A 25514-nucleotide genomic window follows, 5' to 3' on the forward strand; every position below is an offset into this window, starting at 1 on the left:
TTTCTAAATCATAGAAATAGATGCCATTTTTGGTTCTTGAGGAATTTTGAAGCTTCAAGCATGGCAGGGTTCAACCATTTCCCCTGCCACTTGGTTGTTTCACGTGTAACATCTCTTAGCGCTTCTTTTGATCCTCCGCCAACAATTGCAATAAGGCCTGATCTCGATTGGCAATGGCTTCCTTACCCATATCACCTTCCCAATTGTAGAATCCCTGGCCAGACTTCAATCCCAGGTTCCCAGCGTCCACCAGTTTCTTCAAGACTGGATCAGTGCCGGTATTATTGGCCAAATCATCGTAGAGGTAACTGCTGATATTTTCAAAAACATCTAAACCACCCAAATCTGCACTGGCGATTGGCCCGACCAGGCTCCAACGACGGCCCAAACTGTATTTGATGATGTCATCAACCGCTTCCGGACTGGCAATGCCATCATCGACAATCTTGAAGGCTTCCCGCAAAACCGCCATCTGAATTCGATTGCCAACAAATCCCAGCGATTCCTTCTTCAGGGCGACTGCGTGTTTACCAATGTGGTTCATTAAAGCCGTTGCGGTCTTGACCGTCACTTCTGACGTCTGCTCACCTGGAACAACTTCTACCAACGGCATTAACTGTGCTGGGTTCCAGAAATGAGTCACCACCAAGTTCTCCGGCCGCTTTAGATCAGCTTGAATGGTAGTTGGACTAAGTCCCGAAGTGTTGGTCGCCATAATGGCATCTTCGGAAACATAGTGTTCAACTTTCTGCCAAACGGTCTTTTTCACGGCTAACTTTTCCACAACTGATTCAATCACGAAATCTGCATCTGCCAAGGCGTCAGAATAATCGGTGGTCGGCACAATCCGTGCCAAAATATCCGCCTTCTGGTTGCCTTTAATTAGTCCGTTTTCTTCAAAAGTGGCTAGATCGTGTTCAATCAAATCCATCCCATGATTTAAAGCCGCTTGATTCATATCCAGGAGATTAACTGGATAACCATTCATCGCAAATTGCAGGGCCGTGGCATGCCCCATGGTTCCCGCGCCAATATTGGCAATTACCTTAATCTCCTTCATTTTAAGTGCCGACATAAAATCGCCTCCAAATTGATAAGCCAACGTTCTCTACGCTGAGTCTACCATATTGGAGGCGATTGTTCATCTATTCACATTTGCAATTTTTAATGACCCTGAGTCAGTAATTCATCAAATTTATCATAAAAGGCCTGGCCGTCAACTTCGGTCACAAGGTTAATTGGCCGTCCGTTATCAGTCTCAAACGTGCGACCTGCTCCGGCACCTGTGGTCAAAACATCACCATGAATGTCCTTTGACTGAATCAAATCAGGGTACTGACTGGCCACCGTCGTCAACACATCCCACAGGTAGTAGGTTGAGTTAGCTTCATAAGATGATACCAATGCGTAACCTTGACCGATCAGGTCCATCATCGGGTAACGCCGCAAGCTGGCCCAGTGCTGCTGGACGTCGGCATTTAATGGCACTTGATTGGTGCTTTCCAGTCCAACCATTTGGATATCGATATCGGCATCAAAGACTGCCTTAACGGCCTCAGGATCCCAATAAGCATTCCATTCAGCGGTCCCATCGTGCTTAGGCTCCAAAACATTGCCTTCTGTCCGCATCGTGCCACCCATCCAGTATAGCCGCTGGATGTTATCAACAATCGTGGGGTCGACTTCAAGCGCCCTTGCCAAATCAGTCAATGGCCCGGTCATCACCAAGTCAGTTTTGCCGTCAGCCTGCTTAAGCTTGTCAATCATATCCAAGTGAGCTGGTTTCTCAGCCAACGGCGTGGTTGGTCCGCCGTGTTCGTTGAGCAGCGGGAAAGCATCGAAGGAAAACGAGCTGAGCCGCCATTCTTTAGGAAATTGATGAACAGCGCGAGAGTTGGAAGCCGCAACTGACACCTGAGCGCCGTTGCCGAATCGGGTGATAATCTTTCGTGAAGCTGGAACCGATCCTTCAATGTAGCCGTCAGCGTCAATCACCCCCACGCCAATCAAATTGACTTCGGGCATTTGCAGCAAGAGTAATAACGACACCAAATCATCGACGTTACCGTCATGGTCAAAGTAAACATTTTTCACGATTTCATCCTCCTTATCTGTTAAGTCCATCATACAGGAAGCTGAATCGCCGGTCTATTCAAAATCAGTCACTGCTGTCTTCAACGCCCAAATTCTCGGTATTCCGCCGCCGCAAGACCGCGTAGAATACCAAGGCCCAGATGACCGCACCGACTGCCGGCAACAGTGAATCATGACTGAAGAACAGGCTGGCAAAAATGGCGATGAAAAAGGCAATCGTTAATGGATTGGACCAACGATATTTGGGCATCTTAAAGCCATCCGGTCGAAAGTCCTTGGAATGACGATACTTCCAATGGGCAACCATTGTCAGCATGCACACCAGAATGTAAATATCGCTGGAAACTGAGGCAATGAATGAAAAGGCCGCACCAAGCGAGTTAAAGGAACTAATTACGGGTGCCAAAAGCATCATCCCTGCCGAAAAGAGGACGCTGACAATCGGGATGCCGCTCTTGGAAACCTTTTGGAACGCCTTCATTTCTTTAGCATGAGACTCTTGAGCCAGCTGATACAAATGCCGGCCGGTGGAAAAAATGGCGCTGTTTAAAGTCGACATGGCGGCAGCGATTACCACCAGGTTGATCACCGCTGAGGCGCCGGGAATTCCAGCCAGGTTAAAGATTTGGACGAACGGACTTTGATTGGGATTCAAGGTCTTCCATGGGGTGATCGCCATGATAATGATTAATGAACCAATGTAGAAGAGCAAAATTCTAGCGATGATTTGGTTAACTGCTTTGGGCAATACCCGCCGAGGGTTCTTGGTTTCTGCGGTGGTGATGCCGACAAACTCCATTCCCTGAAAGGCGAAGAAGACCATTGGAAAGGCCATGATGAATTGATGAATCCCATTTGGAAACATTGTGAAACCATCGGTCAAGTTGCCCCAAGAGGCGTGGGTGCCGGCGGGATTTTGATGATGGGTAAAGACCAGATAGACGCCGATGACAATCAGGGCTAAGATCGCAATGACTTTGATTCCTGATAGAAAGGTTTCAGACCTGCCAAAGGAACTGACCATCGCCAAATTGACCCCACTCAAGATCACCAGGAATGCGACTTGGATTAATGGTGCCGGAACATCAGGGAACCAATATTTGACATAGGTTGAAATTGCTGTAAGTTCGGCCATTCCGGCTAGGATAAGTTCCAGCCAGTAGCTCCATGCCGCAAATTTGCCCAAGCGTTCGTTGACGTATTTGCCAATAAACGAAACGAAGGTATGCTGCTCAGGATCGGAATACATCATCTCGCCAATCGCCCTCATCATCAAAAAGAAGAAGATGCCGATGACCAGGTAGACCAAGATGATTGATGGTCCGGTTCGATGAATCGTACTATCAGCACCGAGAAACAGGCCGGTACCAATCGAACCGCCAAAGGCAATCATTTGTACGGCCAGGTTGGATAACCCCCGCCGTGTACCGTCTTTATTGACCTCAATTTTTTCTGCTGCTAACATTGTTTGAACCTCCTTGGATGATGTAAGAGCACTCCGGAGACAAATGACTGGATTTCATTTGTCCCAACAAAAAAACGCCCCTGCAGTCAAATACTGCAGGGACGTAAACACGTGGTGCCACCCAGTTTTATGGTCAATTTCACAATCGGCCACCTTCACAACTCGTTAACCAAATTGGTTAATTAAGTCTGAGATCGTAACGTGTCTTAACGTAGGCATCGCTTGCACGTGCCTAATGCTCTGAGCTCATCTTCACAAGATTGACTTTGACCGCCTCTCACCAAACGCGGCTCTCTTTACCAAAGGATACTTGCTACTCTTCTCATCATCGCTTAATGTTTTAATTTAATACTAATATTAGCATCGATTATGCAGATTGCAAGGACATTTTTGGGGTCGGTGGCGTGAACGGCTGATATAACAGTGCCTAAACTAATGATTTTTTTGGTCGGCCTCAAGATTGGCAAAGTCAATTATCCGCGCCTTGATGGCGTCGCGAACTTCTCGAAAAACCTGTAATTGTTCACTGGAACTGCCGGTTGCAGCGGCCGGATCAGGAAAAGGCCAATGTTGACGGGCGACTTGCGGTGGCGTTATCGGACAACGTTTCTCGGCATCACTGCACAGCGTAACCACCAAGTCAGCGTGGTTTAAAATTGTCGGGTCAATCAGCTTGGAGGTTTGGCTAGAAATATCCACACCAGCTTCGGCCATGACTTGAACAGCCATTGGGTTGACGCCGTGCTTTTCAATTCCAGCCGAGAACACCCGATAGTGGTCACCCAAATATTGTTTGCCAAAACCTTCCGCCATTTGGCTTCTGCAGGAATTACCAGTGCAGAGAAAATAGATTGTCTTTTGGCCCATTTGCCCCTTCCCCCTTCGGATTCTGTTAACTAAGGTTATTTTACGCCATTGCTCCTTGTTAATGGTGAATTTGCTTTGACAGGATAATCATTTGGTGGAAAATGAAGGTAAAAGTCAGAACGAGGTGATCTCATGGCCACAGTTGCGGAATTATTTAGGCAGATTCAAGACGACCCCCAAAATCAGTCGTTCACCAAACAAGGCATTCAGCCGTTGTTCCACGTTGATCCCCAAGCAGAAATCTTAATCATCAGCCAGGCACCCAGTCGCAAGGCCCAAGCATCGATGGTCTTTTGGGACGACCCGAGTGGCGACCGGCTGCGGGACTGGATGGGATTAAACAAGACAGAATTTTATCATTCAGGCAAAATTGCCGTCATGCCACTGGACTTTTATTATCCCGGAAAAGGTGCCCACGGGGATTTGCCACCGCGAAAAGGCTTCGCTCAAAAATGGCATCCGCCCCTATTAGCCCAGATGCCCAATATCAAACTGAAATTATTAATTGGCCAATATGCCCAAAAATATTATCTAGGAAATCGGCGCCAAAGAAACTTAACTGAAACAGTTCGCCACTTCGAAGACTATTTGCCGGACTATTTTCCTTTGGTCCATCCCTCACCATTGAACTATGGTTGGATGAAGCAGCATCCCTGGTTTTTGACGGACGTCGTGCCGAACTTGCAGGGACGAATTCGCAAGATCATGCAAGATGATTAGCAATTTCCCTTATAGAAATATTAATATTGTGATATTAATACCTGATAATTTATGGTAAACTATTTTTGTGCTATTATTCACATATTTTATATTTCGGGGGAAACATCATGTTAAAGCTTAAGAAAGCAACTTTGACAGTTGTTGCAGCATTCACGATGGGCGGCGGATTAATGTCAATTCCGCCCCAAGAAGTTTCGGCCAGAACCACCTATGTCTGGATCGCGTCAAACCACGGCAAACGATATCACTACTCAAAGACTTGCCGAGGCCTGAGTAACGCCGGTTACAAGCGCCACGTGACCAAGCATTGGGCCCGCAGCCATGGTTATCGGTTGTGTGGTTGGGAAAGATAATCTTCTGCAAAAATAGAAACGCTGGTTCAGTGTGGATTTTAATCCAGATTGAGCCAGCGTTTCTATTTTTTAGTTGCCAATTTTTACGATCGGTTTGATGACACTGCCGTCGGCTGAGTCTTCAAAGGCTTGATTGATATCGGCAAACTTATAATATTTTACCAGTCTGTCAAATGGGAATAAGCCCTTTTTGTAGTAGTTGACCAGTTTGGGAATAAATAATTGTGGGATGGCGTCGCCTTCGATGATACCAATAATTTGTTTTGCCTCACCGATCACTTCTCCTTGAATATTGAAAGTCACATCGCCTGCCAAACCAATTAACGCACAAGTACCAGATGGTTTTAAGACGTGAACAGCTTGTTTGATAACTGGAGAAACACCAGTGGTATCAATACTATACTCCACTCCAGTTTGCAATAATTCCTTAACTACATCCTCTGGATTCCGCTTCTGACTATTGATGGTTTCGGTTGCGCCAAGTTCTTTTGCAAGCTCCAATCGATTATCATGGATATCTATCGCAATAATATGATCCATTCCAATCATTTTAGCAGCCATCATTGCAGCCAACCCAACAGCGCCAGTCCCAAAAATAGCAATAGAACTACCAAATTTAGGTTTCAAGGCATTCAAAACCGTTCCAGCTCCAGTTTGAAATCCACATCCCAATGGACCAAGCAAACTAATATCGACATCGCTTGGCACTTTAGTAACACCATGTTCATCAACAACCGAATAAGTGGAAAATGATGATTGTCCAAAAAATGTGGAAATATCTTTACCACCTTCACTATGAATACGATGAGTACCGTCAAAATTACGACCACCAGCATTGAGTTCGTTAAAGTGAATGCAACTGGCTGGATGCCCAGTCAAACAATTTTCACAATGACCACAATACGAAAACGATAAGACCACGTGATCACCTGGCTTGACAGTACTGACACCGCTACCGACTTCTTTGACAATTCCTGCACCTTCATGACCAAGCGCAACCGGGTACGGTGTCGTGGCATAGTCTCTACCAGCAGCATCAGTGTGGCAAATGCCTGTTGCTTTTATCTCCACTAAAACTTCATTTGCTTTAGGCGAGTCCAACTCTGCAGATTCAATTGTTAAATTTGCACCCTGTTTCTGGGCAACCGCTGTTGTAATTTTCATAAGGTAACCTCCCTGTACTATCGATACTGTGTCTTTGTTCTTAGCAACAATATATTCAATGTAAGAGCTTACAAAAGGATTCTAACATGATTATTTGAATCGGGGTCAATTTAAGCCCACAAGATAAATGTTCTGACATCCCAAAAAAGCTTTTATTGAGCAACGATAGTGACACCGTGTCATCGACGCGCTATAATTCAGATGTTGGTTATGTGACACGACGTCACTCACGAAGTAAAACATTCATGTGGAGGATCGGAAATATGGGGGACAGGAAAGCAGCAGTCGGGTTTGCCATGATTGCCTTCTTAAGTCCAGCAGACGGTTGGTTCTTAGCTACCTCAACGTTGGCTGGCTTTGGATTCGGCATGCTGATGGGCGCCCAGCTTTCCGTTTTGATGGCCCAATTCGCCGACCAAGCCGATAACGGGATTGCGCTTGGGACTTTGTCTGTCAGTCGTCAAGTTGGCCTCACGATTGCGCCAACCGTTTATGCGACCATCATCCAAAGCGGATTTAGTCGTCTGTCGCTGAGTACACCTCTTGAGGAATACTATCGGAATTTATTAGCAAAGGCAGCCGAATCGCACTCCGACAAATTAGCCACCTTTTACCAAATTGCCCAGCAAGCTTACCAACATTTGTTTGTCGTGGTCGTCGTTATTTCACTGATCATCTTGGCAGGTGGCTGGATCCTCATTCGACGGCGAGGTTCAAAGAATATCGCCTAATCAGTAATGCTAAGAATTTCTATTCGCATAAAATTGAAATCCAGCATTCAAGCCTTTATGGCCAAAATAAGAAGCCCCAGTTCGATTCAGACACACGTCCGCATTGAACTGAGGCTTCTTATTTTGTTACAAACTTTTAAAATAACTTACTTCGTAATCGTTGCCCGCGTATAATCTGGGAACCCAGCGACATGATACTCAACCCCGTTGAGTTTCGGGTTGCTGCTTTGTACGACGGTCCTAGACACTTTGTCTGGGAATAATTTTAAATGGGGTAAAGGATGACTTGGCGGCTTTTGCTGGCGGACTGATAATCTGCTGCATCCCCCGAACTCCCATCTCCAAGAACTCCTGAGTGACACTGGTTAATTGTGGCCGCACGATGCCACAAAGTTTCGTACCATCAATGCTCATCACAGCCAGGTCAGCCGGTATTTTTAATCCATAATCCCGCGCCTGATTCATCACGCCGATTGCGGCCAAGTCACTGGACGCGATCACCGCGGTCACTTCCGGCTTACGGCCATATTGTTTCATGGCATTAACGCCATCTTCATAGGCAAAGTCACCGCCCAAAACCCAACCTGAATTCAATGGTAACCCATTGTCTGCCAAGGCATGACGATAACCATCCAACCTCAACTGACCGGTCACAGAGTCTAAATCTGCAGCGGCAAATCCAATCTTGGAATGACCCTTATCAATCAAATACTTAGTGGCTTGATAGCCGATCTGAAAATCGTCGGAGGTAATGAACGGCAATCCCCGATTTTCGATGGTGATTGACAGGAACAGAAACGGAATATTAGCATTCAGTAACAAGTCCTCGTTAGCCGGATTAAGGTTAACGGCGACCAGCAAAATCCCCATTACCGACCGCTCGATCACGGTTTCCAATGCTTTCCGCTCCATCTGGGAATCATTTTCGCCGGCAAATACGATAATCACATTCAAATCATGCCGACGGGCCTCTTGCTGAATACCATTGATAATCTGATCAGAAAAGTTTGATTTGGTTGAGCTGAGAATGACTGCGATCACCTTGCTGCGACGGGTAACCAGTTCAACGGCAGCCGTATTTTTTTGATAGCCAAGCTTTTTGGCTGTTTTTTTTACCTTTTTTGCTGTCTTTTCTGAGTAAAATGCTGTCTGGCCAGACAACACCCTTGAAACAGTGGCAGTAGAGACACCTGCCTGTTTGGCAATATCTTTAATTGTGACTGCCATGATTGCGCCACCTCTCTATTATGTACGTTGTAAAGCTATGTACGTTGTAAAGCTTTAATGGGATCATTAACGTTAAGCATTTTACATTGTTCACCCCATTTTAGCACAGTAAACGTCGCTTTAATTTTTAGTAAAACGCAATCGTTTGTGTTGTTGATATAAAGGGTTTGCAAACGTTTTCTTTGGGTGCTATTATAATCGCTGTAAACGTTTTCTTGCAATATATATCTATTGGCCAAGTTGCGAAAGCGTTCACGGAGATAGCTTATCCAAGCAGAGATCTACATATAAGTGTTTTCGACAAAAAATTCCAGAACTGAGCTTTCTGCCAAAGAGACTTACACTCCGATCCCTAACCGCCTGGATCCGCTCACTTTTTAGGAGGAATTACTATGGACGCAAAAGTAAAAGCTGGAAATGGTGACGTTAAAACTGAACCTAAAAGTTTTGCATCCCATTTGCCAAGTTTGAAAGTAAGTACGATTTTTGCAATGACATTTGGTTTTTTCGGGGTTAACATGGCATTCTCGCTTCAACAATCACAAATGGGGCGAATTTTTCAAACTATTGGCGCTAACCCGAATAACTTAGGATTTTTCTTTATCTTGCCACCGTTAGCCGGAATGGTTATTCAACCTTTAATCGGTAAATACTCTGACCGCACTTGGACCCGTTTTGGAAGACGCATGCCGTATTTATTTATTGGCGCACCCGTCGCAGCAATTGTTTTGGTATTACTTCCTAACGCCGGTTCATTCGGATTCGGTTACGGTTCGGCGGCCGCACTGTGGTTTGCCGCTATTGCCACACTATTTATGGACCTTTCATCCAACGTTTGTATGCAGCCCTTCAAGATGATCATCGGTGACATGGTCAACGAGGACCAAAAAGATATGGCTTGGTCTTGGCAGCAGTCCTTCTCCAACCTTGGTGGAGTTCTTGCCAGCCTGGTTCCATTCTTCCTTGCATTCATTGGCCTTTCAAACGTCGCTCAAAAAGGTGAAGTGCCAATTACCGTTAAATTAGCCTACTACCTGGCCGCAGCCGTTCTGTTGCTGACCTCGTTTTACACGATTGCCAAAGTTCACGAATACAATCCTGAAGAATATGCTTTATATCACAATATTGACTTAACCAAGCAAAAGAAGCAGCCTAGTCTCTGGGAATTAACTAAAAAAGCCCCCCGAGTCTTCTGGGAAATCTCAATTGTCCAATTTTTTACATGGTTTGCCATTCTCTATTCTTGGACCTACGCCGCCGGTGCCATTTCCCTCAATGTTTGGCACACATCCAACCCTTCATCAGCCGGTTATCAAGCCGCTGGTAATTGGTATGGCGTCCTTACCTGCATCCAGGCCGTTGCTTCGGTTATCTTTGGTTTGCTGGTTCAAGCACGGACAAAGCCAGAACATCGAAAAGCATGGTATGTCTTTGGCCTACTTGCTGGTGCCCTTGGCTTCATCATGATCTTCTTCATCCACATCAAGTGGCTGCTCGTTTTGCCATTCTGTCTGATTGGGATCACTTATATCACCATGAACACCCAACCATTCTCACTCTTAACAGAGGCTTTGAACGGTGAAAATGAAGGAGCTTACCTGGGACTCTTCAATTGTTCAATCTGCTTACCGCAAATTGCAGCATCTCTTTGCAGCTTCTTCATCTTCCCAATGGTTGGGCACTCAATGCCAGCAATGTTCTTGGTTGGCGGGGTTTCATTAGTAATCGCTGCATTTTCAGTTGGCTTTATCCACTCAAAACTGAGTAAACCGGTTAAACTATAATCACGAGAAAGAGGAGAATTCAATATGACCAAAAAATGGTGGCAAAATGCCGTAATTTACCAGATTTATCCACAAAGTTTTCAAGACAGCAACAATGATGGGATTGGTGATCTTCATGGGATCATCAAACGCCTGCCCTATTTAAAGAAGCTTGGCGTTGACGTCCTTTGGTTGAACCCAATTTATCAATCACCTCTCAAAGATAACGGCTACGACATTGCCGATTACGAAAAAATCTTACCGGAATATGGCACGATGGCTGATTTCGATGAATTGTTGAAAGAAGTTCATGCCCACGGATTGAAGTTACTGATGGACCTCGTGGTTAACCATACTTCCGATCAACACCGCTGGTTCCAAGAAAGCAAACAATCCAAGGATAACCAGTACGCTGACTACTATATGTGGCACGATCCAGTTAACGGTCATGAACCAAACAACTGGCACGCAGCCTTTGGTGGCAGTGCTTGGACATACGTTCCAGAACGAGGTCAGTACTACCTGCACTTGTTTGCCCCTGGCCAACCTGATTTGAATTGGGAAAACCCAGCCGTTCGGGAATCCGTTTGGGACATCATGCGATTCTGGTTGGATAAAGGAATTGATGGCTTCAGAATGGACGTCATCAACCTGATTTCCAAACCTGAAGGCCTGCCGGACGCACCTGAGCCAGGCACCTACCCGCTCACAGAAGGTCTGGTTGCCGATGGTCCTAAGTTAAACGACTATCTCCACGAAATGAACGAAAAGGTACTTTCCCACTACGATGTCATGACGGTTGGTGAAATGCCGAGTTCAAAGCCCGAAGATGCCATCAACTACACTGGCCTCGATAGCCATGAACTGAACATGGTCTTTCAATTCCAACACGTTGCCTTGGAACCCAATCCAGACAAACGCTTGGGCAAATGGAACGATCAGCCGGTCAAGCTACCAGAGTTGAAGAATGCCCTATCCCGTTGGCAAAAAGCCTTAGATGGAAAGGGTTGGAATAGTCTCTACTGGAACAACCATGATCAACCGCGGGCAGTTTCGCGCTTCGCCAACGATGATCCAAAGTACCGGGTTCGCGCCGCCAAAATGCTGGGCACGACCCTTCACATGATGCAAGGAACGCCATTTGTCTTTGAAGGTGAAGAACTCGGTATGGCCAATGTGCACTACACCAGCATCGATCAGTACGAAGATCTCGAATCAATCAATGCCTATCACGAGTTGGTTGAAGAAAAGAAGCTAGTCGATGGGCCAACCATGCTGAAATATTTAGCTAACATTTCTAGAGATAATGCTCGTACACCAATGCCGTGGGACGATGGCAAAAATGCCGGCTTCTCAGATGCAAAACCATGGTTTGCTTTGAACCCAACCTATAAAGAAATCAATGCTAAAGCTGTGGTGGACGATAAAGATTCCGTCTTTTACCACTATCAAAAGCTGATTCAGCTCCGTCATGATTCTGACTTGGTTAAGTTCGGAAGCTATGATGAGATTGATCCTGATGACGCAGAGGTCTTTGCTTACCGGCGTCACTATCAAGGCAAGACGTTGCTAGTAATCAGTAACTTCACTGCCGACACGGTGACGCGAGATTATGGTCAGGGTAAAGCCGACAAACTCGTCATCAGCAATTACAGTGATGATCAAGGTACGGAATTACGTCCTTATGAAAGTAAGGTCTATGTATTTAACTAGAATCACCATATATTCGGCATAGAGAGCCTTCTGGTAGTGGTTCTCTGACCGGAATTACGCATGAATTTAAAATATATTTGATCAATAGAACCCCTTGAACTGGAAAAATCCAATTCAAGGGGTTCTGTTCAGAAATGTTGGCTCAATGCAGATTGTGTCTGAATCGAGCTAGCACTCCTACTTTTAAAATCGATTATCAATTTTTCAGCAACTTACTTCGTAATCGTTGCCCGCGTATAATCTGGGAACCCAGCGACATGATACTCAACGCCACTGAGTTTCGGGTTGACCAAATGGCTTTCTCTCACGTAATACAGCGGAATGATGCCGTTTTGGTTCATCAATCGCTTCTCAGCTTGTCTGAGATATTTCCAGTAATCGGTCTGATTAGCGGCGGTTTTGGCTTTTTCAATCAGTGAATCATACGTGGCATCGCTAAACTTGCCCGGATTCATTGTATTGTTGGAGGTCAAGATTCCCAAGTAATTGATTGGATCGCCGAAGTCGGCTAACCAGTACCACTGAGCAAGATCAAACTTGCCTTCGCTTCGGCGGGCCTGTTGAGCTTTGTCAGGAAGGTTGGCGATACTAACCTTGACGCCGGGGAGTTTAGAATCTAACTGTCCCTGAATATATTGAGCAACATTCTTGGTTACATCTTGATCATCACCAACAATAGAAAGCTTCAAATCACCAGTAATCCCGGCTTCCTTCTTACCGGCTGCCAGCAAACTTCTGGCTTGCTTGATGTTAGGCGCGACACTAAAACTAGTCTCTTGACTGAAATCCTTACCAGTCGTTGGGTCAACGGCTGTTCCTGGGCTGACAAAACTGCTGGCTGGCAGTGACCCATCCGCCAAGACCTTATTGGTCAGTTCTTTTCGGTTGATCGCTAATGAAATGGCTTGCCGCAACTTTTGATTGGCAAGTGGTCGCCCTTTCCGTTGGTTAACCTGCAGATAATAAGTCCAGGCCTTAGGTATCCGCTTCAAGTCCTTATTCTTCTGCAGGGACTTGGCGGTAACACCGGAAATGGTGGCATCGTCCAACTTGCCGTCCTCGAATAAATTATGGGCCGTATTGGAATCCTTAACGGTCTTATAGTTGATTTGGTCTAACTTAATCGCCGACCTGTCCCAGTAATATGGGTTCTTTACCAACCGGTAAGCATCGTTGGTACCGGTCCAGTTGGTAATCTTGAAGGCGCCGTTGGAAACGGTATTCTTAGCGTTAGTCCCGTACTTTTTGACACCCACCTTTTGGACAAATGATTTATCCTGCGGCATGAAGACCGGCATTGCGACTAACTTGTTGAAATAGGCCATCGGGTGATCCAAATTGATCTCAAGGGTCTTGTCGCCGGTTGCCTTAATTCCAAGCGTTTTGTAGGAATTCTTGTGATTGATAATCGCATCGGCATTCTTGATTCCACTAAAGACGTAGGTGTAAACCGGGTTGTTCGCCGGGTTCAAGGATCGTTTCCAGGAATATTCAAAATCTTCCGCTTTTACAGGATCACCGTTACTCCACTTGGCATTCGAACGGATATGAAAGACATACTTTTTACCGTTATCAGTTGGCTTAACAATCTTGGTGGCCATTGCTGGGACTGGTTGATCCTTGCTGTTAAGCCGGTAGAGCCCCTCAGAAATGTTGGTTAGGGTGTTAAACTCCGGCAGCATGGCTTGATTGGTATTGTCCAACGACGTTAAATCAGATGTCTGCATTAAGGTAATCGACTTGTTCTGCGCATTATTTTGGGAAGACTGCTTGCCACAAGCCGCCAAAAATACCGCAACCATGACAATTCCAATACTTAACGACACCTTTCGGATCTTTCCCATAGTACCCCTCCTAGATGAATTGCAACTCAATCGGAACCGCGTGCTTTAACGTTTCATGAACCGTACAGTCCTTGACGACTGAATGCATAAACGCCTTGTGCCCAGCCTCATCCAAATTCGTTTCGGCATGAATCTGAACAACAATTTTGGTCACCGCCGATCGCCCATCTTGATACTGAGTGGTCTCGCCAGTCGTCTTGGTTTCAAACTTCTTAATTTGAATTTCCGGGTGCTTTCGGGCGATGTCGTTGGCTGTAATGGCTAAACAACTGCCGACGGCCGACAACAAGTATTGCACCGGATTAGGACCAGCGTCTGTTCCGTGACCGGCAATCGGTTCATCGACGATAAATTGATGAATACCTGTTTTTGTGTCGACTTGAGCGCCAACTTTTCTAAGCTTTGAATTGATAATATATTTCCCCATGATGAACCTCCTCATGAATGTGTCTCGTGCAGATTATTAATTATTATAGCTGGTTTGTCACTGGATTTGTTGGAAGTTGTTTAATAATTAGAGCAAAATGCCTCTCCGTCAATCCTGACGGGGAGGCACTTTGAGTTCACGTATTAAATATTAATTAATCAAAACTTCAGTTACCAGCAATGCACCACCGAACACGAGGACGAAGACAACCACCGGCCACACGAAACGCAGCCAGTGTGAATACTTCATGTTCAGCATTTGCAAGGTTGCCATCACCAACCCGGTTGGGGCCAGGAACAGCATTGCATACTGACCGAACTGATAGGCAGTTACCACGACATAACGTGGAATGTGAACCGTATCGGCCAACGGTGCCAAAATCGGCATCGACAGCACCGCCAAGCCTGATGAAGATGGGACGATGAATCCTAACAGGAAGAAGATGATCAGCATCACAACAATAAACATTGGACCGTTCATATGGGCAACCAAGGTTGATGAATACTGGAGCATGGTGTCAGAAATCTTCCCGTTATTCAGCACAAGATTAATTCCCCGTGCCAAGCCAATGATCAGCGAAACGCCAACCAAGCTGGAAGCACCTTTCACGAAAGCATCAACGACACCCGTTTCTCCAAGCCCATTTTTACCAGTTGCCGTTAGGAACATGATGATAATTGCAAATGACAGGAATGAAGCCGCCATGGTTGGGAACCACCAACCTTGAGACATAACGCCCCAAACCATCAGTGGGAAGGTGACAACGAATAATATCAAAATCAGCTTTTTACGCATTGTAAATTTGGATTTGGCATCTTCCCCGGTTGGGGCAATTTCCCACATTGCATTAAATTCGTCACGGTCGTCATAGGAGTAAGAAAACTTTGGATCAGCTTTAACTTTCTTGCTGTACCAGTGCAGATAAGTCACGACAAAACTGGCAGCAATCACCAAACCAATGGCCCGCTCCGGCAGACCTTGGGTAAAGTCGATGCCGGCAGCGTTAGACGCAATCACCACGGAAAACGGGTTGATGGTTGAAAAACAGGTTCCAATCGAACTCGCGAGGAAGATTGCGCCAACAGACACGATCGAATCGTACCCCATAGCAATGAAAATCGGTACCAGAATTGGATAAAAGGCGACCGCTTCTTCTTCGATCCCACAAAGGGTTCCACCCAGAACCATCAGGATGGCAACGAAGAAGATCAGCAAGAACTCATGCCCTTTGGTCTTCTTGGTCAGGGCCAGCAGACCGGATTCAAAAGCGCCACTGGCTTTGACGACTCCGATCAAGCCTCCCAGAACCAGGATGAAGACCATAATATCGACGGCTTCAATGGTCCCTTTGACCATGCTGGTCGGGACAGCCGCAATGCTTGCCGGCCGCTGTTTGAGTCGCTGGTAAGTATTTGGAATTGATACCGGCGCAGTGATGCCGCCATCTGTAAATTGCTTAATGTTAATTTTGACGCCCAGCTTGTCTAATTCTTTTTGGGTGCTGGGAACCGTGGTGACTTTACCGTGTGGGTCAGTTACCTGCAAAGATGAATTCGTGTACGATAATTTTGAATAACTACCGGCAGGAACCATCCAGGTGGCAGCCACGGCAACGATTGTCAAAATGAACAGAATGACAAAGGCACCGGGCATTTTCAGCTTGAAATGCTTCTTTGGTTTTTCGACTTGTGCGTCCATAATTTCCCCCCTTCTGAGAAGTACAACACAAAATAGATCAGATTTTTCACTGGTCCTGCCTAGTAATATGATTATTAATCAATAATCCCCCACCACGAAAATTATTGGATTAATCGAATATAGCTCAACAAATAATAGTGTAACGAATATGAAAGCGTTTGACAACACAGCATGTTTGCACAAATTTTTCAAATTAAATTTTACTGAGTATTAAAAAAGTTCCCGATTTGTGGTTAATTAAAATTAGGTTGAATTGTGTTTCTTATTTACTTAATTATAAATGACAAGAACACTAATCCTCATCTGAACAGAGAACAGTGTCCTTTTCAATTCTATGCTGTATTCAGCAGATATCACTTCAAGATTCAATACATGCAAGCCACTATTAATAATTAGTCTGGCGATATGCTTGAATCAATGGAGAAATTAACAACAAACCTATTGCATTGATTATCCCTCCGGTAACATTGTCCGTAATATTTCTATAGGCTACAGTATGTGTTAACAATAAACTGTCGGCAACAAAATATCCTAATACCATTATAATGACCCCCGTTACCACAGCAATATAAAGGGTTCCACCTTCATCATTTGAGTTTGAGGCAATTTTACCAACGAATATTCCCTCAACACTATGAATAATCATGGAAGGAATCATAAAACTCAGATTCCCATGAAAAAACACAATCAAAAGCCCGCTGATTCCACCAACAACCCCTCCTCCCCATGAGCCATATATGAAAGCTCCCAGAAAGATTCCAAAATCACAAAAAGTTACATTAATTGAAGTATCAGGGACAGTTAAGACAAATGATGTACTGACAGCCGCATTAATTAAGACAAGAAGACACAATTTAGCTCTCAAGGGTACAAGCAGGCGAGATGGAACATGATCTAATTTCATCTACTTATCTCTTCAGGACAAATTCACGTAAATGGTAGATTGCAAATTTAATCCGAATTTTTGGACAAATTTGTCAGCATAACCTGATACGGTGTTTGCCAGTCGAGTATTTTAAGCGGTCGCTGGTTAATTTGGAGTAACGTCGTCGTTAAATCTTGAGCACTAATGTGCTCAAAACGAGTCCCTTTAGGATAAAAATAACGTAAATTCCGATTAAAGCGTTCATTACTACCACGTTCAGCTGGAGTATAAGCATGGCAGTAATAGGTCTTAATACCATATTGTGATTCAAGTGATACTAGCCCACTAAACTCAGTGCCACGGTCCACAGTAAAGCTGTGCACCGGACCATTAAAAGTGGTTAGGAACTTAGTTAGTGCTTCATTAACAGTCGCTGTCGTCCGATCTTTTAACCGGTATGCCCAAAGGAACCGTGATTTTCGATCGATTAAAGTTAATAAAACTGCCTTACTATGCCCACGAGGACCAACGACTGTATCTAGTTCAAAATCGCCGATGCGATTACGTTGATTAATGATCATGGGACGCTGTTCAATTGATCGCCCCAAAGATTGATTATATTTGGATCGTTGGTCAACGTTACGCCGTTGGCGTACGCCATGTTCAGGTAGATCATTCAAGGAGAAACCAATTCTCCCCTGACTTAGCCAATTATAAATAGATTTAGTAGCTAGTTTAAATTCGTGAGCAATCATTCCTGGTGACCAGCTTAGACGTAAATGGTTGAGAATTTTTTGCTTTAACTCATCGCTCAGCTTAGTTTTCCGACCACATCGTGATCGCTTGTATTCGGCATCTGTTTGTGCTAATTCAGCCTGATAAGGTTGACATCGAGATAATTCATAAGAAATTGTTGACGGTGATCGGTTCAGCCGAACGCCCATTTGGATATTGGACAGCCCTAGTTCACAAAAGGTTTCGATTTTAATTCGTTCGGAATAGGTTATACTAGACAAAAGATCAGCTCCTAAAAGATGGGTTTGTGGTAAACACCATTTTAAAGGAAGCTGATCTTTTTTGTCCGAACAGCGTTCGGATTAATTTTACAATCTACCAAATTGTTATCTGTAAAACTATATTGTGCCCTTTGACCTCCAACAAGTTTTGGTCTTGAGGATAGAGTTACGACCCCAGCGTGACCGACTTGACGATGGGCTGTTCTAACAGGGATTTGAACAAACTTCACATGCATGCCAATATCTGTGCCACCAATATCTATTCCACCGAAAGCAGAAATGTGTTCAACTTCTACCGGGCGTTCAAATCTTTCATATGCTGCTACCTGGGTACCACCTCCTGCATGAATGGCAGGAACAACCGAGACTATTTCAAGATTATTTCGCTCAGCAACACTTTCTTCGACTAATAATGCTCTATTGATATGTTCACACCCTTGGACTGCCAAGTGAATATGTCGCATCCTCAGAAATGGATACACAGTATCGATGACAGCTCGGCCAATATCTAGTCTAGAATTTGTACCTTTCCAATCGCCAACAATTTCACTTGTGCTGCATCCAACGACGAAAATTCCGTTCCGCGGAAACTGAACATTTTCAAAATAATCAATTAAGACGTTTTTTAAATCAGTTTTTACTTGTTCCAAATTCATAATGGTCACACTTTCTAGAATTTTATTCCACAACGTAAAAGATTCAATGTAATGTTTTCTAACATGCATAAACGCTTTATTATCAGCGCTTACATCCATTTACAATGATTATCTGACTAATATATAGATAAGAAAGGTTGCTTTTTCTAAATAAAAGGAGATAATAGTTATTAATGATAGACAACAAATTATGAATTTTTATTTGTATTTGATACAATTATAATGACATAAAAGTTTATGACTTAGTCGTTCTACCATAATCTAAAGAAGGAGGGAAAAGCTAATGTTTAATAGTTTTGATTTAAACATGGATTTTTGTACCAGCTTATTTTTCAGAAACAGAAATCGTAGTAATGGCCATATTCTTGGTCTAGATGGGAGAAAAATGCTCGAACAGCTGGGCATCGATCCAGTAACTAACTTTTCCCCCAAGAACCAAGATATGGGAAATCAATTCGTAACTTGGCAAAAGAATAACAATAGTTTACCTACACTTAAAAGCCGAAAAGATTGTTTTGCTGAATTCGCGAAAAACGTTAACCGTCTTCGTGATCGAGGTTTGGGAACCCAACGTAAAATCCGATTCATTGATAAGGTTGATTATTCGTTGGACGTCTCGGTAGTACGATCATTAACACCATCGGACGCAGTTAATCTTTATAAACGCCAAATGGGCTTTCTATCAATGTATTCGAGCGCCCCTAATCCTTTCCAAGCAATACGAGATCTATTTAGTGGTGCATCAGTTTATAGTCGTCCAGAAAACGGTGGGTACACCCCTGCAAAGGATTTTGCTGGAACATACGTAAACTTTCTCCTAGATTATTATTTTTCAATGTACATTCCGAATTCCAGGGAATGGGATATTTATCTCATGCAACAAAGAATGGCATTAAACGAAATTGAAAATGATGTTTTTACCATGCTGAATGGACAATCTGTCAACAACTCCTTGGACGAAAATAGAGAGATACAAGTCACCGCATTTTCTACGGTTGGTTTGGAATTAATTGCTGATATTCTCAGACCAGTTCGAATCGATTCACCACAGATTGAATCATTCGAACCTGCATTTACTGACGATATTTGGATGAATTACTTCCCATACACTTGGGCACTTGTCAATCCATCTGCAGCATACAAAATTATCAATCATTAACGCTTATACAATGAAAAGGGCTGGACAAATCAATTTGTCCAGCCCTTTTCTGATGCCCATCATCCGGACCAATAATATAATTGATCGATGGAGATAATTTCCCAATCCGCACAGTAGAACTTAGTTGTTAACTCTTTACTTCAGTTCCTGTAAGCGCCTTATCAACCAAATTAATAATTGTACTGATCGAATACAGTTTTAAAATGCTACCAACCTGTGGAGCATTAGTATTCCCTGTAAAGGTTACGTTTAATGGGAAATACAGTTCTCTCCCTTTAATTCCAGTTGCATTTCCCACCGATCGGATAATCGTGTCAAAGTCGATATCACCCTTTTCACTGGCATCTAACAATTCTCTCCTAAATTGCATCAAAATTAGTCGAACAACCACCGGCGAGAAATCATCAAATTGTGAGTAATCAAATGTCTCACTATCCACATTTGCAAAGAAGTATACTTTTTCCATAATGTCGGTAAGTTTATAAACCTCACGTTGATAAACCTTAGTTACATGCTTGATGAATTCACGCAAGTTTGGCAAATTAACATCCTGGAGCTTCTTAGCAATCTCTGATTCGCCTTCTTTAATCAGATCCATTATCCGATCCGTTAAATCTGCAACATCAGCATTTTTGATGTATTGAGAGTTCATCCAGTCTAATTTGTGTTGATCAAAGAATGCAGGAGATTTAGACATCCGGTCGGGATCATAAGCCTTAATTAATTCGTCCTTGGAATAAAGTTCTTTTTCACCAACTGGAGACCATCCAAGGAATGCGATAAAGTTAAAAATCGCTTCACTCAAGTAACCTTGATTCTTATACTGACTAATAAACTGTAACGTTTCTTTGTCACGTTTACTTAACTTTTTGCCAGTTTTTGGATTGTAAATTAGAGTGATATGGCCAAATCTAGGTGGAGTAATACCAAGCGCCTCATACACTGCAATTTGCTTTGGAGTGTTCGCAATATGATCATCGCCACGAAGCACGTGTGTAATATCCATCAAATAATCATCAATAACAACCGCGAAGTTATATGTTGGCATTCCATTACTCTTTTCAATAATGAAATCCCCACCCATATTGTCAGAATTAAATTGAACGTTACCTTTTACAATGTCATCCCAAGCATAGATATGATTACTTGGCAAATGAAGACGCACATCAGGCTTTAATCCCTGCTTTTCAGCTGCCTTTTGATCTTCTTCGCTTCTTCCATACCAGCGCCCGTCATAATGAGGGGCTTCACCGTTTTTTCGTTGTTCGTCACGCATAACCTTGAGTTCGTCTTCAGTAGTGTAATCTTTGTAGGCAAACCCCTTGTCGAGCAATTGTTGGATATACTTGTGATACAATGACACTCTTTGGGTTTGGTGGTAAGGTGCGTACTTAGGATTAGGCTTATCAGGTCCTTCATCCCAGTCAATTCCAAGCCAGTGTAAGTTTTCTATCTGACTGTCTTCACCATGAGGAACATTTCTCTTTGTATCGGTATCCTCAATTCTTAATACCATCGTTCCTCCAAAATGTTTTGCAAACAAATAGTTAAACAATGCTGATTGTGCATTACCTATATGCAGGAATCCTGTTGGACTTGGTGCATACCTTACTCTAACCTTCTTATCGTCCATTTTCTGACACTTCTCCCATCTGATTATTTACTTTATTTATTGCTGACCGTTGTTGCGTCTGCTGCTGAAGGAATATTGTATTCCAATTCGTTGTTTCCATGTTCCTTGTTCAAATTATGAATGGCCATCTTTAGATCCTCCATGAAGTCATCCAAAATTGTCATAGTCATTGATGGTCTTACAACAATCCGACTAATAGTTGTATCTTCACGATTCTTTGGAAGTGGATATGCAGGAACTTGCCATCCATACTTTGCAAGTTCACCTTCCAAGTCATACAATGTCCAATCCACTTTTGCATCATCAGCAAGCTTCCAGCAGTTAATCGGCAACTGACTTCCGTCGTTCAGGATTTCAAAAATACCAAATTTCTTTAATTCTTCTGTAATCCGCAATGAAACCTTACGAACATTGTTCATAATCGCTTCATAGCCCTTGTAACCAAATCGAACAAAGTTATAGTATTGGCCAACAATGTGGGCACCACTATGAGAAAAGTTAATAGCAATTGAATCAACACTTGAACCAAGATATGGTACAGAGAATCTCATTTCTTTTGGCAGTAGATCCTCAGAATTGTTTCTCCAAACGATCCAACCAATACCAGGATAAACCATTCCGTATTTATGACCGGATACATTGATAGATACAACGTTCTTCAAGCGGAAATCCCAAGGCTTGAATCCATCTACAAATGGTGCAAACAGTCCACCAAACGCACTATCAACGTGAATTCGGATAGGAAGCACAGCGGTCTTGTTGTATTCAGACACTAATCGATCCAATTTTTGAATGTCATCAACCGCACCCGTATAAGTGATTCCCTGAATTCCAACAATACCAATAGTATTTTCGTCAACGTAATCCATAACATGATCCATGTCCATAGACATATGGTTCTGATCAATTGGAACCTGTCGAAGTTCGACATTCCAGTAAGTGCAGAATTTTTCCCAAACAACTTGATAACCTGACATAATAACTAGATTTGGAAGATGATGATGAAGATCTTTCGTATCAAAGCCGGCCTTTTCCGCACGATGTTTCCAGCTCAACAGCAGTGACAGTCCCCCAAGCATGCAACCTTCTGAAGATCCCACAGTCGATGTTCCAATGAAATCTTTGTACATCTTCTTGCCCTTAGGGATCCCCCATAAGTGAGCCAACATGCTTACACAGTAATTTTCCATTGCAGCTGTCTTAGGATATTCAGACTTATCAATTGCATTCGTATTAAGAGCATCTGTCATAAGCTTATCGGCTTCTGGCTCCATCTGTGTTGTACAGAACGTTGCCAGGTTTTGATTAGCTTTAGCTTCATTCAGCCGATAATGCTGGACAAGTTGGGCAGCAATGCTAGCTGGCATTGGATGCTCTGGCAACTCTTCAGTTGGCAATGATTTACCAGCTTCAACACTTCCTAAGAAGTTCTGTTCAAGACCAATTTCATCAATCATCTGTTCATCATTTTTTTCACTCATCGTGTTATAGCTAGATTACTTATTGGGTAAGGTAGCTTCCTCCTTATTTTTTAAAAATTTTGAGCCGTTCACAAGTACCTACTTTTTAGCAGTTTCTCCATGCGCCTGTGGGGTAATAACAACAGTTGGTTTTTCTGTTTCTTCTGCAGGAAGTCCCAACTCGTTTGCCCAACGTTTGTGGTAACGATACAAAATAAACGGAATGAAGAATACAACAGCAAATCCAGTTAATAGCAATGTAAGATATGTTCTTTGCGAAGATGCGATCATATCCTTTGGCGGGAAGAATGTTACAAAGAATCCAAACGCAGAAAGTATGAATCCTAATCCACCATATACTAATCTCATAACCTTACTCTTGGATGCAACGTAAGGTCGGTTCAAATCGCTGTGCTTAATTTGAAGTACCAAGTAACTAATGAATAGCAACATGTACATTAGTGTATAAAGTGCAACGGTCAAGCTCATTGCGGTTTGGAAGGAAAGGTTAGCTTTACTTCCACCTGCTCCAAATGTTAATAATGCACCCATGATTGATACGATAATTCCTTGTAAAATCATGACATTTGTTTCAACACCATATTTATTTGCTTTAGAAAATCGTGGTGGTAAGAATCCTGACTTAGCTGCTTCAAACATTCCGGCATTCGGGCCCACGACCCAACTACTAATTTCACCAAGAACGCCGACAGCAAGCAAGAATCCACTAAGCTTTTCTACGATAACAACACTAATTCCAAACTTTTGTACCAGTGCGCCATATGCGTATACAATTCCAGTACTTAATTGAATATCCTTATTAGGAATTGTTCCAGCGATAGCCATACTTCCGACAATATCTGAAACGATAGCCGCGATGGCTAAAGCCAACATAACCTTAGGATAGACACGTGGATGATCCAAATCCTTAACATGCGGAGCGGATCCTTCAGCACCGGCAAATGCTAACATAAATGGAACAAACCCAACAAGTACATCCCCACTCCAACTGCTTGGAAGAATACTATGGAAATTGATATTGATCAGCATTGGGTTGCCTTGTGCAAGGTAGATAATGAAGATTGCAAGTAAGAAAAATACCGGAATAATAACACCTAATGTGAAACACCATTGCGCGATCTTACCAGTTAATTTCGTTCCTCTTTGTTGGACCAAAATCAATCCCCATAAGATAACCATCATTAATCCAAACTTTACGAATGGATTATCATTCATGATTGGTAATCCGACACTTATTGAAAGGCATCCAATAATAAAGTACATCATCGTGTTCATTCCAACGGTAATGTGAACCCATTGATAGAACAATGCCGCCCATCCAGTTTTTTCACCCAACATATTTCTTGCCCAGGTAAATATTCCACCTCGGCTCCAGCCGTCAATGGAAGCCATTTCTCCAGCTGCCTTCGTAACTGGAATAAACCATAAGATCCCAGCCAAGAAGAGAAAGAACAATGCTGTGGGGCCTTGCTTAGCAAATGCCGCAAAGCCATAAACTGTCATCACCATGGAAGTTGTCATTGAGAACAACTGAAACCCGGTGATCTGGTTGGCGTTTTTAATGCTTTCAGCATGAGATTCAACGTCGTCTCTTTCCAAACCAAATACATCTCCTTCAAACGTGGTACCGCTTTCAAATGCTAACAGACCACGTTTTTATTTATTAACTAAGCCATCTCTCTTAGTTACGTATTGAGCATAAATCAGAAATATTATGTTGCAAATATACAAAAGCTACCGTTTGTATATCTTCTATACACCTGACCCCATATGTATAGGATGTAAAATTCTGCGACTAAAAAGCCAAGCGATAAAGTTTCATATCGCTTGGCTTTTTGGGAAACGTGATCATAATTAAAAAAATATAATTGCAATTGCCTATATGGTAGACGTGGAATGGACAAAGTGTCCAGTTTGATCAATACGATCTGTATCAACTCCAAGAAGCATCTTAAGATGAGGCATATCAATATTCAATAAATCGTTGACTAACAATTCTGGATTCTCTCTCAACCCATCTGTAAACCAGTTGATAATGATACCCTGTAGTCCATACTCAAAAAGCTTCCAAGGTTGTTCTTGCATTCGATTACGTGAAACATCCTTTTGGAGAGATTTCAGAACCCCATGGAGCATCAAATCAATTGATTGAAGAACGAAGTCCGTAAAAAGTGAGTATGCTTGAGAATCCACGATATGCTGCATAAACTCTTTATGATAATCAATATATCTGAATATCCTCAAGTAGCATTCTTGCCAATTTGAGTAATCCATATCTGACGCAATTTTGTCAGCAAACTCAGACAGTGTGTACTGAAGGCAGTCAAATTTATCTTGAAAATGATAATAGAAAGTTTGTCTATTAAAAGAAGTATTTGAAACAATTAATTTTACAGATACATCATCGAAAGATGTCTTAGTTACAAGTTCTTCTAAGGATGTGCTTAATTCATGCTTGGCTATTGAGTCCATCTAAATCCCTCTTTTCAATTCTTAACGCTAATAATATGATTACTCAGCAACATCATCATAACACTTCAATAAAGATTTTAAAGCGGTTTACGACATTCTAATTAAGAGTTTTCATTTCAGCGAATTTGCTCATTTTTCCCATATTTCTATAACTTTCTAGTGAACC

Annotated in this window: 22 protein-coding genes; 6 read left to right on the plus strand and 16 right to left on the minus strand. The window is 43.0% G+C overall.

Translation table 11 applies throughout. The features are described from left to right. Nucleotides 1-115: 115 nt before the first annotated feature. The 4 genes from KE627_RS05515 to arsC form a co-directional block, all read right to left on the minus strand. Nucleotides 116-1075 carry a 3-hydroxyacyl-CoA dehydrogenase family protein gene (locus tag KE627_RS05515; protein WP_082602312.1) on the minus strand — a complete coding sequence of 320 codons (960 nt, stop codon included), beginning with the start codon at nucleotides 1073-1075 and terminating at the stop codon, nucleotides 116-118. Nucleotides 1076-1164: 89 nt separating this feature from the next. Next, nucleotides 1165-2094, minus strand: coding sequence for a nucleoside hydrolase (locus tag KE627_RS05520; RefSeq protein WP_013726969.1), 930 nt, complete (start codon nucleotides 2092-2094; stop codon nucleotides 1165-1167). Between the two features lie 64 nt (nucleotides 2095-2158). Beyond that, nucleotides 2159-3559 (minus strand): amino acid permease, encoded by a 1401-nt coding sequence (locus tag KE627_RS05525; protein WP_056938890.1) that lies wholly within the window; start codon nucleotides 3557-3559, stop codon nucleotides 2159-2161. A gap of 432 nt (nucleotides 3560-3991) precedes the next feature. Continuing rightward, a complete protein-coding gene (gene arsC / locus KE627_RS05530) occupies nucleotides 3992-4426 on the minus strand; it encodes an arsenate reductase (thioredoxin) (RefSeq protein ID WP_013726968.1) in 435 nt (144 codons plus the stop codon). Between the two features lie 132 nt (nucleotides 4427-4558). Here arsC and KE627_RS05535 point away from each other — a divergent pair, with 132 nt between their 5' ends. Then, a complete protein-coding gene (locus tag KE627_RS05535) occupies nucleotides 4559-5146 on the plus strand; it encodes a uracil-DNA glycosylase family protein (protein WP_056938889.1) in 588 nt (195 codons plus the stop codon). Nucleotides 5147-5253: 107 nt separating this feature from the next. Next, nucleotides 5254-5499 (plus strand): hypothetical protein, encoded by a 246-nt coding sequence (locus KE627_RS05540; protein WP_013726966.1) that lies wholly within the window; start codon nucleotides 5254-5256, stop codon nucleotides 5497-5499. Between the two features lie 69 nt (nucleotides 5500-5568). On the opposite strand, the gene KE627_RS05545 is transcribed toward KE627_RS05540, so the two are convergent. Next, a complete protein-coding gene (locus KE627_RS05545; protein WP_013726965.1) occupies nucleotides 5569-6663 on the minus strand; it encodes an NAD(P)-dependent alcohol dehydrogenase in 1095 nt (364 codons plus the stop codon). A gap of 263 nt (nucleotides 6664-6926) precedes the next feature. On the opposite strand from KE627_RS05545, the gene KE627_RS05550 reads away from it, so the two are divergent. After that, nucleotides 6927-7394, plus strand: coding sequence for an MFS transporter (locus KE627_RS05550; protein WP_173667700.1), 468 nt, complete (start codon nucleotides 6927-6929; stop codon nucleotides 7392-7394). A gap of 240 nt (nucleotides 7395-7634) precedes the next feature. Here the strand turns inward: KE627_RS05550 and KE627_RS05555 are convergent, their stop codons facing one another. Next, nucleotides 7635-8621 (minus strand): LacI family DNA-binding transcriptional regulator, encoded by a 987-nt coding sequence (locus KE627_RS05555; RefSeq protein ID WP_013726964.1) that lies wholly within the window; start codon nucleotides 8619-8621, stop codon nucleotides 7635-7637. 392 nt (nucleotides 8622-9013) lie between these two features. Here KE627_RS05555 and KE627_RS05560 point away from each other — a divergent pair, with 392 nt between their 5' ends. Both KE627_RS05560 and KE627_RS05565 read left to right on the plus strand, forming a co-directional pair. After that, entirely contained in the window at nucleotides 9014-10405 is a 1392-nt protein-coding gene (locus KE627_RS05560; RefSeq protein WP_056938888.1) for an SLC45 family MFS transporter, read from the plus strand. A gap of 24 nt (nucleotides 10406-10429) precedes the next feature. Next, nucleotides 10430-12097: a glycoside hydrolase family 13 protein gene (locus tag KE627_RS05565; protein ID WP_013726962.1), complete on the plus strand. Its 1668-nt coding sequence runs from the start codon at nucleotides 10430-10432 to the stop codon at nucleotides 12095-12097. A gap of 212 nt (nucleotides 12098-12309) precedes the next feature. Here KE627_RS05565 and KE627_RS05570 read toward each other — a convergent pair whose 3' ends face one another. From KE627_RS05570 to KE627_RS05595, 6 genes are all read right to left on the minus strand, one after another. Continuing rightward, nucleotides 12310-13941: a peptide ABC transporter substrate-binding protein gene (locus KE627_RS05570; protein WP_056938887.1), complete on the minus strand. Its 1632-nt coding sequence runs from the start codon at nucleotides 13939-13941 to the stop codon at nucleotides 12310-12312. 10 nt (nucleotides 13942-13951) lie between these two features. Then, the gene (locus KE627_RS05575) at nucleotides 13952-14368 is read right to left on the minus strand and encodes an OsmC family protein (RefSeq protein ID WP_013726960.1); all 417 of its coding nucleotides are present in this window, start codon (nucleotides 14366-14368) and stop codon (nucleotides 13952-13954) included. Nucleotides 14369-14518: 150 nt separating this feature from the next. Then, entirely contained in the window at nucleotides 14519-16066 is a 1548-nt protein-coding gene (locus tag KE627_RS05580) for a YfcC family protein (protein WP_013726959.1), read from the minus strand. 385 nt (nucleotides 16067-16451) lie between these two features. Further along, nucleotides 16452-16970: an ECF transporter S component gene (locus tag KE627_RS05585; RefSeq protein ID WP_013726958.1), complete on the minus strand. Its 519-nt coding sequence runs from the start codon at nucleotides 16968-16970 to the stop codon at nucleotides 16452-16454. A 47-nt stretch (nucleotides 16971-17017) separates the two neighbouring features. Further along, entirely contained in the window at nucleotides 17018-17947 is a 930-nt protein-coding gene (locus KE627_RS05590; RefSeq protein ID WP_211772873.1) for an IS30-like element ISLpl1 family transposase, read from the minus strand. 41 nt (nucleotides 17948-17988) lie between these two features. After that, on the minus strand, nucleotides 17989-18603 hold the full coding sequence (locus tag KE627_RS05595) for a TIGR01440 family protein (RefSeq protein WP_133286514.1): 615 nt from the start codon (nucleotides 18601-18603) through the stop codon (nucleotides 17989-17991). A gap of 283 nt (nucleotides 18604-18886) precedes the next feature. Here KE627_RS05595 and KE627_RS05600 point away from each other — a divergent pair, with 283 nt between their 5' ends. After that, complete coding sequence (locus tag KE627_RS05600) at nucleotides 18887-19762, plus strand: hypothetical protein (RefSeq protein ID WP_056938658.1); 876 nt, start codon at nucleotides 18887-18889, stop codon at nucleotides 19760-19762. A 127-nt stretch (nucleotides 19763-19889) separates the two neighbouring features. Here the strand turns inward: KE627_RS05600 and gltX are convergent, their stop codons facing one another. The 4 genes from gltX to KE627_RS05620 form a co-directional block, all read right to left on the minus strand. Beyond that, nucleotides 19890-21395 (minus strand): glutamate--tRNA ligase, encoded by a 1506-nt coding sequence (gene gltX / locus KE627_RS05605; RefSeq protein ID WP_013726955.1) that lies wholly within the window; start codon nucleotides 21393-21395, stop codon nucleotides 19890-19892. 32 nt (nucleotides 21396-21427) lie between these two features. After that, complete coding sequence (gene gad / locus KE627_RS05610; protein ID WP_013726954.1) at nucleotides 21428-22876, minus strand: glutamate decarboxylase; 1449 nt, start codon at nucleotides 22874-22876, stop codon at nucleotides 21428-21430. A gap of 78 nt (nucleotides 22877-22954) precedes the next feature. Next, nucleotides 22955-24475: an amino acid permease gene (locus tag KE627_RS05615; RefSeq protein ID WP_056938659.1), complete on the minus strand. Its 1521-nt coding sequence runs from the start codon at nucleotides 24473-24475 to the stop codon at nucleotides 22955-22957. Nucleotides 24476-24754: 279 nt separating this feature from the next. After that, nucleotides 24755-25348 (minus strand): TetR/AcrR family transcriptional regulator C-terminal domain-containing protein, encoded by a 594-nt coding sequence (locus tag KE627_RS05620; RefSeq protein ID WP_013726952.1) that lies wholly within the window; start codon nucleotides 25346-25348, stop codon nucleotides 24755-24757. Between the last annotated feature and the right edge of the window lie 166 nt (nucleotides 25349-25514).

Origin of the sequence: Lentilactobacillus buchneri (assembly GCF_018314255.1) — a bacterium.
Lineage (GTDB): Bacteria > Bacillota > Bacilli > Lactobacillales > Lactobacillaceae > Lentilactobacillus > Lentilactobacillus buchneri.

Coding starts and splice junctions, on each gene's coding strand:
- KE627_RS05595 (WP_133286514.1), bottom strand. CDS start 18,603: ATGAATTTGGAACAAGTAAAAACTGATTTAAAAAACGTCTTAATTGAT.
- KE627_RS05515 (WP_082602312.1), bottom strand. CDS start 1,075: ATGTCGGCACTTAAAATGAAGGAGATTAAGGTAATTGCCAATATTGGC.
- KE627_RS05620 (WP_013726952.1), bottom strand. CDS start 25,348: ATGGACTCAATAGCCAAGCATGAATTAAGCACATCCTTAGAAGAACTT.
- KE627_RS05560 (WP_056938888.1), top strand. CDS start 9,014: ATGGACGCAAAAGTAAAAGCTGGAAATGGTGACGTTAAAACTGAACCT.
- KE627_RS05565 (WP_013726962.1), top strand. CDS start 10,430: ATGACCAAAAAATGGTGGCAAAATGCCGTAATTTACCAGATTTATCCA.
- KE627_RS05585 (WP_013726958.1), bottom strand. CDS start 16,970: ATGAAATTAGATCATGTTCCATCTCGCCTGCTTGTACCCTTGAGAGCT.
- gad (WP_013726954.1), bottom strand. CDS start 22,876: ATGAGTGAAAAAAATGATGAACAGATGATTGATGAAATTGGTCTTGAA.
- KE627_RS05535 (WP_056938889.1), top strand. CDS start 4,559: ATGGCCACAGTTGCGGAATTATTTAGGCAGATTCAAGACGACCCCCAA.
- KE627_RS05575 (WP_013726960.1), bottom strand. CDS start 14,368: ATGGGGAAATATATTATCAATTCAAAGCTTAGAAAAGTTGGCGCTCAA.
- KE627_RS05540 (WP_013726966.1), top strand. CDS start 5,254: ATGTTAAAGCTTAAGAAAGCAACTTTGACAGTTGTTGCAGCATTCACG.
- arsC (WP_013726968.1), bottom strand. CDS start 4,426: ATGGGCCAAAAGACAATCTATTTTCTCTGCACTGGTAATTCCTGCAGA.
- KE627_RS05545 (WP_013726965.1), bottom strand. CDS start 6,663: ATGAAAATTACAACAGCGGTTGCCCAGAAACAGGGTGCAAATTTAACA.
- KE627_RS05555 (WP_013726964.1), bottom strand. CDS start 8,621: ATGGCAGTCACAATTAAAGATATTGCCAAACAGGCAGGTGTCTCTACT.
- KE627_RS05550 (WP_173667700.1), top strand. CDS start 6,927: ATGGGGGACAGGAAAGCAGCAGTCGGGTTTGCCATGATTGCCTTCTTA.
- gltX (WP_013726955.1), bottom strand. CDS start 21,395: ATGGACGATAAGAAGGTTAGAGTAAGGTATGCACCAAGTCCAACAGGA.
- KE627_RS05525 (WP_056938890.1), bottom strand. CDS start 3,559: ATGTTAGCAGCAGAAAAAATTGAGGTCAATAAAGACGGTACACGGCGG.
- KE627_RS05580 (WP_013726959.1), bottom strand. CDS start 16,066: ATGGACGCACAAGTCGAAAAACCAAAGAAGCATTTCAAGCTGAAAATG.
- KE627_RS05570 (WP_056938887.1), bottom strand. CDS start 13,941: ATGGGAAAGATCCGAAAGGTGTCGTTAAGTATTGGAATTGTCATGGTT.
- KE627_RS05600 (WP_056938658.1), top strand. CDS start 18,887: ATGTTTAATAGTTTTGATTTAAACATGGATTTTTGTACCAGCTTATTT.